This window comes from Trichocoleus sp. FACHB-6 (assembly GCF_014695815.1).
Classification (GTDB): Bacteria; Cyanobacteriota; Cyanobacteriia; order Cyanobacteriales; family FACHB-T130; genus Funiculus; species Funiculus sociatus.
Genome location: NZ_JACJOY010000089.1, coordinates 20,767 through 33,724, shown reverse-complemented (window position 1 = coordinate 33,724; position 12,958 = coordinate 20,767). Strand labels below are relative to the sequence as shown.

11 protein-coding genes, 1 tRNA gene and 1 pseudogene are annotated in these 12,958 nt (G+C 47.4%); 6 read left to right on the top strand and 7 right to left on the bottom strand.

Annotation, left to right across the window (positions count from 1 at the left end):
* A pseudogene (locus H6F66_RS17055) lies at positions 1-201 on the top strand (IS701 family transposase); the annotation flags it as partial.
* A 72-nt stretch (positions 202-273) separates the two neighbouring features.
* Here H6F66_RS17055 and H6F66_RS17050 read toward each other — a convergent pair.
* The 3 genes from H6F66_RS17050 to H6F66_RS17040 form a co-directional block, all read right to left on the bottom strand.
* The gene (locus H6F66_RS17050) at positions 274-1,137 is read right to left on the bottom strand and encodes an ABC transporter permease (protein ID WP_190423467.1); all 864 of its coding nucleotides are present in this window, start codon (positions 1,135-1,137) and stop codon (positions 274-276) included.
* A 325-nt stretch (positions 1,138-1,462) separates the two neighbouring features.
* The gene (locus H6F66_RS17045) at positions 1,463-2,680 is read right to left on the bottom strand and encodes a spermidine/putrescine ABC transporter substrate-binding protein (protein ID WP_190423460.1); all 1,218 of its coding nucleotides are present in this window, start codon (positions 2,678-2,680) and stop codon (positions 1,463-1,465) included.
* A 104-nt stretch (positions 2,681-2,784) separates the two neighbouring features.
* Complete coding sequence (locus H6F66_RS17040; RefSeq protein ID WP_190423458.1) at positions 2,785-3,927, bottom strand: ABC transporter ATP-binding protein; 1,143 nt, start codon at positions 3,925-3,927, stop codon at positions 2,785-2,787.
* A gap of 366 nt (positions 3,928-4,293) precedes the next feature.
* Between H6F66_RS17040 and mrdA the strand changes: the two genes are divergently transcribed.
* Positions 4,294-6,078: a penicillin-binding protein 2 gene (mrdA, locus tag H6F66_RS17035; RefSeq protein WP_190423455.1), complete on the top strand. Its 1,785-nt coding sequence runs from the start codon at positions 4,294-4,296 to the stop codon at positions 6,076-6,078.
* A gap of 67 nt (positions 6,079-6,145) precedes the next feature.
* Here mrdA and H6F66_RS17030 read toward each other — a convergent pair whose 3' ends face one another.
* Together H6F66_RS17030 and H6F66_RS17025 are read right to left on the bottom strand one after the other, a co-directional pair.
* Positions 6,146-7,537, bottom strand: a complete 1,392-nt coding sequence (locus H6F66_RS17030; RefSeq protein WP_190423453.1) for a DUF4335 domain-containing protein — start codon at positions 7,535-7,537, stop codon at positions 6,146-6,148.
* 92 nt (positions 7,538-7,629) lie between these two features.
* On the bottom strand, positions 7,630-8,253 hold the full coding sequence (locus tag H6F66_RS17025; RefSeq protein WP_190423466.1) for a DUF3038 domain-containing protein: 624 nt from the start codon (positions 8,251-8,253) through the stop codon (positions 7,630-7,632).
* Positions 8,254-8,657: 404 nt separating this feature from the next.
* Here H6F66_RS17025 and H6F66_RS17020 point away from each other — a divergent pair, with 404 nt between their 5' ends.
* The 4 genes from H6F66_RS17020 (at position 8,658) to H6F66_RS17005 (ending at position 11,221) form a co-directional block, all read left to right on the top strand.
* A complete protein-coding gene (locus H6F66_RS17020) occupies positions 8,658-9,170 on the top strand; it encodes an adenine phosphoribosyltransferase (RefSeq protein WP_190423464.1) in 513 nt (170 codons plus the stop codon).
* A gap of 67 nt (positions 9,171-9,237) precedes the next feature.
* Positions 9,238-10,299 carry an ABC transporter permease gene (locus H6F66_RS17015; protein ID WP_190423451.1) on the top strand — a complete coding sequence of 354 codons (1,062 nt, stop codon included), beginning with the start codon at positions 9,238-9,240 and terminating at the stop codon, positions 10,297-10,299.
* Between the two features lie 65 nt (positions 10,300-10,364).
* The gene (locus tag H6F66_RS17010; RefSeq protein WP_190423449.1) at positions 10,365-10,652 is read left to right on the top strand and encodes a hypothetical protein; all 288 of its coding nucleotides are present in this window, start codon (positions 10,365-10,367) and stop codon (positions 10,650-10,652) included.
* Between the two features lie 179 nt (positions 10,653-10,831).
* On the top strand, positions 10,832-11,221 hold the full coding sequence (locus H6F66_RS17005) for a low temperature-induced protein (RefSeq protein WP_190423447.1): 390 nt from the start codon (positions 10,832-10,834) through the stop codon (positions 11,219-11,221).
* A gap of 372 nt (positions 11,222-11,593) precedes the next feature.
* Here the strand turns inward: H6F66_RS17005 and H6F66_RS17000 are convergent.
* Positions 11,594-11,664, bottom strand: a tRNA-Gly gene (locus H6F66_RS17000).
* Positions 11,665-11,739: 75 nt separating this feature from the next.
* The gene (locus H6F66_RS16995) at positions 11,740-12,795 is read right to left on the bottom strand and encodes an energy transducer TonB (protein ID WP_190423445.1); all 1,056 of its coding nucleotides are present in this window, start codon (positions 12,793-12,795) and stop codon (positions 11,740-11,742) included.
* Between the last annotated feature and the right edge of the window lie 163 nt (positions 12,796-12,958).

Below are 12,958 nucleotides of genomic sequence, written 5' to 3'. Positions count from 1 at the left end.
TGTGGGGTTGAAAAAGCCCAAGTGCGTTCTTCTCGTGCTCAACGCAATCACATTGGTTTGGCGATTCGAGCGTTTCTACGCCTGGAGATGCATTGGTTTAATACTGGCATTAGTTGGTATGAGTCCAAAGCCAGTATTGTTCGGGAGGCGGTGCGTTCCTACTTAGCGGCTCCTTGGCTGACTCTTGTACCAACTGCGTAACTCCTGTTAGAGATATTTAATTAAACTAAAGGTGCGTTAAGAGAAATTCCTAACGTACCCGACATATTCACCTTACTTTTGTGATGTTGGATTGCCGTATTTGATCAGAAGCGCGATCGCTATACTCACCGCAAAAATCAATACCATACTCAAAGACGAGCCAAATCCCCAATTTTGAGTTGCACCTAAAAACTGGTTATAAATTAAGCGAGATACCGTCATACTAGAAGCACCGCCCAGCAATTCCGGATCTACAAAATCTCCCAAAGTGCTAATAAATACCAGCAAAGAACCAGCGGCAATTCCTGGCATAGTTTGGGGTACAGTTACTTTCCAAAAAGTTTCAATCGGATTCGCGCCTAAATCAGCAGATGCTTCCAACAAACGGCGATCGAGTTTTTCTACAGAAGCGTAGAGAATCAAAACCATGTAGGGCAAAAAGCTGTAACCCATGCCAATAAATACTGCTGAACTTTGGTTAAGCAACTCCAAAGGAGGTAGCCCAAAAGTAGTTAACACCGTGTTAAGAACACCAGTCGGACGCAAAATCGTAATCCAGGCGTAGGAACGCAGCAGCGATGATGTCCACAAAGGTAAGACAAAGCCCAATAGCAGCAGGTTTCGCCACTTTGGCGGTGCCATTTGACCAATCCAGTAAGCAACGGGGAATCCTAGCACAAGGCAAACTATTGTAGTGCCAAAGGCAAAGAATAGCGATCGCGCTATCACCTGCAAGTAAACTGGCTGAAATACTAGAGCATAATTATCAAGCCCACTGGGATTAACCACATCCCCTGGTCGAATTCCGGGGACTAAACTCAGCTCAAAAATCACCAAAGTTGGCAGCACTAGCAACAAAGCCAACCAGATACCAGATGGCAAAAGCAACGCCACTGGTTCCAACCAATTTAAGCCTGGGCGTGTTTTGCTGCCCATCAGAACTGGTGATTCCGGAACTCCATCAGATGGAGTGGGATTGGGGATAGAAGAAGGGGAAGTTGGGGTAGACACAATCTGATTTTGGATTTTGGATTTTGGACTGAATAGTTAAATAATATTTTGGATTTTAGATTTTTATAAATTTAAGCATTGTACTGTTAAAACTAAATACTATAGCAATCCTATTTTATTTTTAAAGGAACCGCCCAGTCCCGACCGGAGCAGGAAAGAAATAAGTTCATAAATGAGTTGGGATTGCTATATCAGAAGTACAACTTGCCTGACTGGACTAATAACTCTTTAATTCAAAAAATAAAATTGGTTACGCACTTGTTAATCGAGTCCAGTAGGCTTCGTAAACTTCGGCAACTTTTCCAATAGGTGCTACACCTTCGCAATTTTCTAGCCGCGATTCTGGGGGAAACAAAATCGGATTATTGCGTACTTCTTCTGGTAAGATGTTGATAGCAGCTTGATTGGGTGTTGCGAAGCTTAAGCGTTCGCAAATTTGGGCGGCAACATCAGGTTGTAACAAAAAGTTCATCCAGGCATAAGCGCCTTCTGGATTGGGCGCTGTGACAGGAATTACTAACGTATCCGTCCACAGCGAAGAACCACTTTTGGGAATTACATATTCCAAGTTTTTGTTTTCTGGGATGACTTCATTAGCATCTGCCGAAAAACACATAGCTAGGAGCAAATCATTTGTTAAAATTTGAGTTTTCCAAGCATCAGTAGTGAAGGAAGCGATCGCGGGTTTCAGGATGACTAATTTTTCATACGCCTGTTTAATCTGCTGAGGGTCTGTTGAGTTGTAAGGATATCCCATCATTTTCAAGACAGCACCCATCACTTCCCGAACATCAGAAAGTAACGTCATTCGATTTGAGAGTGTCTGCTTGTTATCCCAGAGATAGTTCCAATCTTCAGGTGGCTGCTTCAGCTTCTGTGTATTGTAAATCAGACCCGTTGTTCCCCAACTCAAAGGTATGCTGTAACGGTTTCCTGGGTCATAAATTGGATTTTGGAATCGGGGAACAAGCCGATCTAGACCAACTAGACGCGATCGCTCTAATTCCTTGAGCAAACCCAAATCTACCATCTTCCTCACCGTATAGTCAGATGGGTAAATAATGCTATATTCCCCACCTCCCAACGCCTGAAGTCTGGCTAACATCGCTTCGTTGGAATCAAAGACATCTGCAATGACCTTGATTCCCGTCTCTTTAGTAAAGCGATTTAGCAAATTATCATCTGTGTAACCAGCCCAAGTGTAGATATACAACAACTTGCTGGAAGCTTCTGAATTGGCTGGTGCTGAGCGCACTTTGGCAAGCGTCCAGCCGCAACCGGACAAGCCTAGTCCCAGGCTAGCGGCGGCTGAGTTCTGTAAAAATTTCCGTCGTGTTATACCATTTTGGATTTGGATTTTGAAGCAATTTTTGGGGAGATTGATTCTTCCCAAATCGCGTGATTTCGGATTCTGGATTTTAAAAGCCTTAGCAATCGCTTGCTTTAAAGATCCATGTGTCGAAAACATTTTCCAAAAAGGTTTTAGTTGCCTTGGAAATTTTGGTAGAGCAGTTGGAGGCACAGGAGTTAATAGCAAAAAGGAACAATAAAGAAACGGGAATGAAGCAATTTTTAATTTTTAATTCCTGCATTCATTGCCAAACAATCAGTAGTAGACCAGTGGGCATAAACAGGAGTGTTGAGGGCAACTTCTGCTCCTACTGTGTTCGGCTGCCTTACCGTCAAGCAATCGCCTGACAATAATTCCACCACATAATGAACATGAGTTCCCATGTACATCATGTGCTTCAGCCGCCCTTCAAAGCAATTGCCCAGGCTAGCTGGGGGATACAGGCTTAGCTGAATCTTCTCTGGACGCACGCTTACTACAACCTCCTGATGCGTACCACTGGTATTCCAAGGCTCAGGAGGCTGCACCACAATCGTCTGTCCACTGTTAGTCACAATATTGATGGTGGAATAATCAGACGCTTCGATGCGCCCCTCAAACAGATTTGTATCGCCAATGAAATCCGCCACAAACGGTGTCCGGGGACACTCGTAAATTTCGCTAGGGCTGCCAATTTGCTCAACCTTACCCCCGCGCATCACAGCAATTCGGTCAGAAAGACTCAACGCCTCCTCTTGGTCGTGCGTCACCATCACAAAAGTTAAGCCCAAGTCTTGATGTAAATTGGACAACTCCACCTGCATTTGTTTACGCAGCTTCAAATCCAGTGCGCCCAAAGGTTCATCCAGCAAAATCACCGCCGGACGATTCACCAACGCCCGCGCCAAAGCTACTCGTTGCTGCTGTCCGCCAGACATTTGTCCTGGGTAACGGTTAGCGTAGGATTCCATTTTCACTAGCTTGAGAGCTTCTTGAACGCGGTCGGCAATTTCTGCTTTTGACAGCTTTTTAATCCGCAACCCAAAGGCGATATTTTCCCAAACATTCAAATGGCTAAACAGAGCATAGCTTTGAAACACAGTGTTCACCGGACGACGGTAGGGCGGTACGTGATTCATTGACTGTCCCTGAATCAGTACCTCTCCCGCTGAGGGAGTCTCAAACCCAGCCATTAAACGCAAGGTTGTAGTTTTTCCACAGCCAGAGGGGCCGAGAATACTAAAAAATTCTCCCCGGTGGATGTCTAAGTCAACTCCACGAACTGCTGTTTCTCCATTAAATACCTTAAAAACCTTGCGGAGTTCGACATCCAGTTCATCTGTAGTCTCCGGAGAGCGTTGTTCTTTGACAGAAGTTTGAGACATAGTAATGTTTCCCAGCAGCGAGGTTCCACAGAGTTTGGAGTTTTGTGAAGGCTTTGATTAGGGATGCTCAATTGAAAATAGAGCTATGACTTTGGTTTATTTTAGCTGTCGCGCCATCCTGATCAGCTACTAGATTCAAATTTTGCTATTCTGCTCACCGGGTAGTGGGGATTAGGGAGAAGGGGAGGAGGGGATTGAGTGTGAGTGAAAAAAATTCTCCCTTGTCGCCTTTTGCCCGCCTGCGCCGTCTCCTTTAGTAAGGCGTGGCGATAAACTATTTAGAGGCGATCGCTACTGGAAACTACTCCAAACTACAATAATTCATTCGTTTCCCTTTTAAAGTTAATAAACTGACATCTTGCTGCTATGACCTTAATCCAGCCTTCCTCAATTGGGCGTCAATCAACCACCCGCTCTGTGGGCAGACAATTTCAGTCTGTCATTATTATGCTGTTCGTTACCACGCTCTTAGCGGGTGGGATTGGCTCTCGTTTGGTGTATTTGCAGATGGTTGAGGGCGATCGCAATCGCGCCCTGGCAGAAAACAACCGGATTCGTCTGATTCCGAAACAGCCAGCACGGGGAACCATTTTCGACCGCAAGGGTAGAATCTTGGCAAGTAGCCGACTGTCTCACTCAGTTTTTCTGTGGCCTATTGCCCAAAAAGAGAAACCGTGGACTGAGACCCGGAAGAGTCTCTCTGAGCTTTTAAATATTCCTGAGAGCGAAATTCAAAAGCAGGTGGAAAAAGCAGGCTATAACTCTACCTCACTGCTACGGATTGCCCGCGACATCAATCCGGCACAAATCACAGCCCTAGAAGAGTACAGAAGCACACTACAGGGGGTAGAGGTGGATATTGAAGGGGTACGGAACTACCCCAACAAGGAAGTAGCCGCTCACATCTTAGGCTACACGGGTGAAATGAACGATGAAGAACTGCAAGAGCGCAAAGATGAAGGCTATCGCCTGGGTGATGTGATTGGTCAGATGGGCGTGGAGGCGGCTTTTGAGAAAGAGTTGCGAGGAGAATGGGGCGGTCAGCAGGTTGAGGTGGATGGTGCGGGTCATGTACAGCGGATTTTGGGGCAGAAAAAAGCCAGAGCTGGGAAGGATGTGCAGTTAACGCTGGATCTGGATATCCAGAAGGCAGCTGAGAAGGCGCTAGGCGATCGCAAGGGCGCGATCGTAGCAATGGACCCGAATAATGGTGCTATCCTGGCGATGGTCAGCCGCCCAGCCTTCGACCCCAATGTTTTCTCTAAGCGGATCACGCCTGAGACGTGGAAGAAAGTGCAAAGTAGGGGCAACCCCTTTGTCAACCGCGCTTTACGAGTCTTTCCCCCAGCAAGTACCTTCAAGATTGTCACGGCTACTGCTGGTATCGAATCGGGCAAGTATTCTCCAAATACAGTATTGGGAACTTATCCTTACCTAACCGTTGGTGGGATTCGGTTTGGTGAATGGAACCATGCCGGATTTGGCCCATTGGGATTTGTCGGCGCACTTGCCATGAGTAGTGATACCTTCTTTTACCAGATTGGCAGAGGTATAGGCGGCCCAACCTTGATTCACTGGACTCGGCAGTATGGCTTTGGCGAAAAAACCGGGATTGAGTTAGGGACAGAAGAATTACCGGGACTGGTTGCTGATAATACTTGGAAGCAGAAGCGATTGAAGCAGGAATGGACAATTGGAGACACGGTGAATATGTCTATCGGTCAGGGGTTCTTGCAAACGACACCGCTACAAGTTGCTGTGATGTTTGCCGTCCCTGCCAATGGTGGTTATCGGGTCAAGCCTCACGTCCTCAAGGATAATGAAGAGTCTAAAAATTGGCGAAAATCTTTGAACATGAAACCCGAAACGATCCGGGTGGTACGTCAAGGACTGCGGCAGGTAGTAACTAGCGGCACTGGCAAAGGTGTGAATGTGCCAGAGCTTCCCCCAATTGCGGGTAAGAGTGGTACAGCAGAGGCTCCACCGGGATTGTCTCATGCTTGGTTTGGTGCCTATGGGCCTGCGGACAAGCCGACTATTTTGGTTGTTGCCTTTGCAGAACACTCTGGCGGCGGCGGCGGCAAGGTGGCAGCCCCGATGGTACGACAAGTTTTAGAAGCTTATTTCAAGGTGAAGAAGCCAAAGAAGTAGGGATTGGGGATTGGGGATTGGAAGGACTCTTACCAGCCCTAGTCACCAGCCCCCAGTCCCTAGGCCCCTAGTCCCGAAATTGTTCCACTTCAACGACACCGTTGGGTTTAAATACCACCTGAAATTGGGCCAGCGGTTCTTGGGGGAGGGTTGCGGCGCTTTGGTTCGGTTTGACTAAGTTAGGGAGCGGAGTTTGCTTGACATAATCATAGCCAGGCTGATTGTACGGTTCGTAGTCAGCGATCGCGCCGTCTTTGTTCACAGCAACTCGATAGACTAAGTTACGCGGAAAGGCGACACTTTCTTTTTTCCAGTTCCCGTTGATTTGACTTTCTAGCTGAGTTTTTAAACTCTCCAGTTGGGTCGGATCAGTAATTTGTGGCCCTAAGCTGGGTTCGCCTGTGTAGCCACGCCAAGGACTGACTTGCAGAACGCCTGTTCTGGTAAACACAACTTTGAACTGACCGATAGGATCGCTGCTTCTAAAAGTGCTTCCTCCGGCTGGGATGTAGAGCAATTCTGGCAGTGGCGTGTCAGAGGCGCGATCGCGTGCTGCTACATTGACTGGTTTATAACCGACAATCGCTCCATCTTGGCCCACGCCGACGCGATAAATTAACTGTTCGCTAAATCGGCGGCGCTTCCCAGACCACGTCTGGGCAATTTTGTCATACAGTCTCCGTTCCAAAGCCCGCAACTGGGTAGGATCGGTAATTTCTGGCACTGATGTCAGCAGAGATTCCAGATTCGTCGCATCAGCGCTTACTGGTGTCGGACTTATAGTTGGCTCTTGCGAAGCTACAGGACTAGCAGGCGATGTGGCGCTGGCATTCGGCTGGGCGGAGGGATCTTTAGGTGGCTCGACATTGGGAGGCGGTATTACAAAGAATGCGATCGCTGCCACCCCCAAAATTGATACCCCTACTGCTGCTGGTGCCGCGCGCTGTGCCACTGGCACTTCCGCCTTAGCATAGCGCTTAGGAACAGGCGCAATTGACAGGTTTATGTCTGGTAGCGTCCTGCTATCCGCCAAGAACTGATCCACCGCATCCACCAAATCAAACAGCTGCACCGTGGTCAAATCCACTTGCCTAGCCGAGTTAGCAGTCGAGACACCTGCTGTGTTCGAGTCGCCAGCACTTCCTGGCATCTCAACACTTAACCTGTGCAGATGGTCATTAACTCTATGCAACTGAACTGTTGTCGGCTTGTCCTGAAGGTTGTGCCAGTGAGGAACCCCGCTCAAAAATTCTTGTGCATAGTTACTCACTGCCATCACCAAACTTTCAAAAAAGTCGCGTCCCCCGGTTAACGGCTTCTCCTGACCAGCAAAACGGCACTCAGCATTAACCAGGATAGACATTAATGGTCGGGCATCCACCTGACCGGATGTGCCATCGCTCAACCCTTCTAGGATTAGCGTGCAGTTAGGCAGACTGTACGGACGTCGAATAGTCATCTTTAGTTGTTAGTTGTTAGTTAAAGTATTGCTAATTGTTCAAGATCCATTAGCCATTAGCCATTAGCCATTAGCTAATGACTAATGACCAATCACACTTCGCCATCAAACAGACTGCTCCAAAAGCGTTGCATTCCAGACGTTCCCGTACAGAATAGCAACTCGCTCAACAACTCCATTGCCAACTCGTTCAACTTGTCATCAGAATTGTAAATGGCGACAGCAGCGCGACGCGGATTCATCCGACTCCGGAAGTGGGCGCGGAACCGTTCCAGATACTCAGACAAGCGATAATGATGTTCCAAGGGCAGCTGCTTTTCCCGGAGTTGTTGATAGGCAAATAGCAGCTGTCGGATCAAGACGGTCAACCGCCGCGCCAAGTGGCAGGCAATTACTACCAGCGCCTTAGCTTCAACAAACGTCAGCAAACGTCGAGTATAAGAGCGTCGCAGGGGGTTGGTGCTACGCAATCGCCAGAGGTTCACCCGATTTTGGATAACTCTCTGGAGTTCCAGATCCTGGGATATTTTTAGCATTGCTTCAGAACCCCCCAGTTCCAGGGCTTCTATTGCCAGTAAAATCAGGTCAATCTTAGTCCTTGTTCGACGCGGACACACACTAGACGCGATTGGTGGGTCAGGGAGACTGTCCAGAATCAGTGGCATTGACTCTTGCAAAGGACTATTTAATGGCATTACGCTCACAGAACGATTCATTCCAAATAGCAGGGCTGTTGAACTGGTTGATGGCTTGCACCAATCTAAAACAAATTGGACGCTTGAACTCAATGACTTCTAGCTGTTAAGTTTGTGTCCATCGGCTACCCAGTAATTCATATGCACAGCCCAATTTTACAGAAATCAGGATCTCTTAATCCTAAATTTGGAGTCACCGGGTCGGGCCGTTGGATGGCTGTCTTGGGCTGTAATTGAATCAAACAGCTACCACTGAGAAACTCAATAACTGCTGCAAGCGTGTTTTGAGTGTTAAAAATGCTCCGAAACCGTGCAGCCTTCTAGTGTACGATTTTCCAGGTAGATAGTTGCACATTCTGGGTATAGTTTCGCTGGGAATGGCAACGATGACGAAAGTTACCCACACCCTTTTTTTTAGAGCTGCTATGGATCTCAAGTCTCTGATTCGCGACATTCCAGATTTTCCCAAGCCAGGAATTTTGTTTCGAGATATAACTACGCTGCTGCGAGATCCGGAGGGATTGCGCTTCACTATTGATTCTTTAACGGAAAAGTGCGCCCAGTTTTCCCCGGATTATATCGTTGGGATGGAGTCGCGGGGTTTCATTTTTGGCGCACCTTTAGCATACAAACTGGGAGCTGGGTTTATCCCTGTCCGGAAGCGTGGGAAGCTACCTGCTGCTGTTCATGCGATTGAGTATGAATTGGAATATGGGATGGATCGCTTAGAGGTGCATCAAGATGCGCTCTTACCTGGAAGCCGGGTTTTGATTGTGGACGATCTGATGGCGACTGGTGGAACTGCCAGTGCTACGGCCGAATTGGTGCAGCAAACGGGCTGCACGTTGGTGGGATTTGGCTTTATCATCGAGCTAAGGGATTTGAATGGGCGGCAACGACTTCCTGATGCGCCAATTGTGACGTTGGTTGAATATTAGTAATTAGCTGATTGAAGTATTGCTAATTGTTTAAAAGCCATTAGCCATTAGCCAAACTTTGTGTTACATGACTTCTACTAGAGATTCTTCAAGAGAAAATAGGTTCAATGCTAGTTTAAATTGGCTCAAAAGGCTGCTTGCTGGTGAAACTTTTCTCTACGTGGTGAAGCGGCTGTTACAGGCACTTTTGACTTTGTTGCTGGCATCAGCTTTGAGTTTTGCAATTATTCAGCTAGCTCCTGGGGATTATTTAGATACTCTGAGGCAAAATCCCAAAATTTCGCCAGAACGAATTGAAGAATTAAGACAACAGTTTGGTTTGGATAAGCCAGCAATTGAGCAGTATCGGCGTTGGTTGTGGCAAATTGTGCGCTATGGAAATTTTGGCACCAGTTTTGTCTATCAGCGTTCGGTAGCATCACTGTTGTGGGAGCGCATCCAAGCGACTTTGGAGTTGGCGATCGCTTCTGTAATTTTGACATGGGCGATCGCTATCCCTCTGGGGATCGTCGGCGCTGTTAACCAAAATCGGACAAGCGATCGCATTCTGCAAGTCCTCAGCTACGCCGGACAGGGATTTCCCAGCTTCATCACTGCTTTGTTGCTGCTGCTTCTGGCGCAGTACACCTCCCCCTTCTTCCCTGTCGGTGGTAGAACCAGCATCAATCATGCTGACTTGTCCTGGTTTGGCAAGATTTTGGATATCGGCTGGCACATGATTTTACCGACTTTGGCGCTCTCTATCACCAGCTTTGCTGGTTTGCAGCGAATTACCAGAGGGGAATTACTCGATGTTCTTCGCCAAGATTACATCCAAACGGCTCGCGCTAAAGGACTCCCCGAAAATCGAGTCATTTATGTTCACGCCCTCCGCAATGCTATTAATCCTTTGGTAACACTATTGGGATTTGAATTTGCCGGTTTGTTAAGCGGTGCTTTTATTGCGGAATTTTTCTTCAACTGGCCTGGATTAGGGCGTTTGATTTTGTCAGCAGTTACCGCCCAAGACCTCTATTTAGTAATGGCAAGTTTGATTATGGGCGCTTTTATGCTCATTGTCGGCAACTTATTCGCAGACTTGCTGCTCAAAGCCGTTGATCCCCGAATCAAGTTGGAAAATCTTAAATAAGCTAACGGCTAATTGTTGATGACTGTTAACAATTAGCCATTAGCAATTAGCCATTAGCAATTGATATGTTTTCCCAAATTTATTACCTAATCCGTTCCAAAGTTGACGGGCAATACATTGCTGCAAAACCAGATAAAACTGCAACTGGAGGGGGCTACTTGTTGATGTTTAACGAAGACTTTGACGCTCTAAGCTATCTCAACACCCACGCTCCGGATGTGGCGAATCGTTTCGCTATCGAATCAATCTCTGGAAGTCAGATAAAAGGTTTACTCCAACGGTGGGGCTTTACAGGAATTGGTGTAGTGGAAGATCCTTTATTACCCAAAATTCAGTTTTTATTGCCGAGTTGAAGGTGAATATTGCCTTTTATTGCCTTTTCTAAAGATTTATTGCATCTATACCTACCTATAGATGTCAAAAGCTCCATAATTTGAGCAAATAATAGATGGCGTTCAGGCAGTTACTTCGTCTGAACTGGTTAATAACCTTAATGCTTGCTAATTTCAACAAATTGGGAGAGAGGTACTGTATGAAATCGATCCGCTTCAACCTATCTGCCTGGTTACGTCCAGTGCGTTTGGTAATAGCTGCCGTTGCGTGCGCGTTTCTAGTATTTTCCTATGCGACACCAGCTTTCAGCGCCAGCAAGAATAACCCGCCTACCGGAATCAGTGGCACCCAAAGTAAACCCTCAGATGGAGAAGCAAATCTGCTGGACATCGAGCTGAAATCCCAAGAGGCGGTTCTGTCAAAACCCTACTCGCTAGAAGAAACCCAGAAGGAAGCAAGTAAGGGTCTGAATGAAATTCAAGGGGACTCTGATATTGAGAATATGAAGCGCCCTGAAAATACCCAAGGCGTTGACTCAATTGAACAAAAGATCGAGAAGGCTCTGGAAGCCGTTACGGGCAAAGACTAGAGTTAGAATCAAGACTCAGTGCGCTAGTATCCGTTGAGTGCGGGTGTGTGGCGTTATCACGAGGATACTTACTCAAGGCTTGTTGTTAATTTGTTATATCAAGTCTGTGGCATTACCCATAAGAAAAAGGCCTCTAGAGAGATTTTGACTTCCCCAAAGTCGCCTCTTCCCGATTAGGGGTGAGGTTCCTTTGCTATTAGGGGTAATTTACCGGACATGATAAAGAGAGGCAGATTTTTATATCTGCCTCTTTTTGTACCTCAATTGATTAGATAATAGCGATCACGCCCACTCTACCCTGAGCTTATGGGAAAAGTGCGATCGCTCTTGAGCCGATAAAATAGTGTCGTTGTTTCCACCGACAACTCAAAAAGCGGGTAGCGAGAATCGAACTCGCATCATCAGCTTGGAAGGCTGAGGTTTTACCACTAAACTACACCCGCGAAAGATGTATGTTCCCATACTTAAACTAGATTACCATAAATTCTCGATAGTTGAGCGAACAATTCAACATTTTCTCATCTAGAGAGAGGGGAAACTCTGATAGACACATCCAGTAAGCTTTGGACGGGTTGACCCTCGGAGATAGCAGGGTTAAATTTCCAATCTTGGATCATACCCCTAACAAACTGGTCAGCGGCGAAATTTCCGTTACCTTGCACGACGTTCGTGGATATAACTTCCGCTTGTCCGTTCTCTGAAATTAACAATCTTACTTCCAAGACTAAAGGCTCCCTTGGAGTCTGTGCAGTTGCCGGATAACTCAGGTCAGAAAACTGTCTTTGCGATCGCTGTGGCTCAGCTAGCTGGCTAGGCTCGTCCCTGCCACCGTTACCAGAACGGACGTTGATAAAGGAGGCAACAACGCCTGCACCTTGGCTGGATCCCGGCGACGAGTTGCCTGGGTTAGGTTCAGGTGGTGCTGATGGTATAGGATTCGGTGCAGGGGGCAGTGGAGGAGTTGTGGAGGCAGGAGCCGGGGGTGGTGTTGTTCTTGCTGGCGGTTGCGAGGCGGGAACAGGGGATCGCTGCTCATTCGCCGGATATGGCGTACTTCTGGGCGCTGGTGTTGTTGCGACTGGACGATCGGCAGGGAATGGCGATCGCTGCTGAGGTTCCACATTAGGGTTGGGTGTAGGCTCTATCGGTCTGGTGCTGACATCAGGACGAACCACCTCCTGCTCTCTTTGCTGGCTAGAAGGCACAGCAGCGTCGGAATTTTGAGTTGGGGATGGAGAATCTAAAGGCGGGTTTTGCTGGGTAGCGGTGGAGTTTGAGGGAGGAGATGGAGAACGATTAGCTGTTCTTAGGCGACGCTGGCGCTGCCGTAGTGGGCGGCGAGTCTCGGCTTGTGGCTGCAAGGAAGCTTCCGGAGCTGTAATTAACTCAATGGGAATAGGCGCTTTACTCACCTCAAAAAATGCAGATAGCGCCGTCATCCGCTGCAATATCCAGATTGCCAGCACATGGAGAAAAATAGAACCCAGGATGAAATTTACCCACAACATTAGTGGTTCGGAGTGCTGCCGATTGTTCGTCTGAGTAGGAGTATTGGGGTTGGTTGGTTGTACCATTCTCAAAAGCAGAACTGTGTTTTTAGAATCATCGGCGAAACAATTATTACCCTGCGATCCCGCTAGGAACGCCTGAAGGGAGGAGCAAGCCTCCGCAACAGAGAAAAATCACAGAGAATGTGAGGCGATCGCATTCCCAAGTTCAGCTGGGAACGAGAAAAAC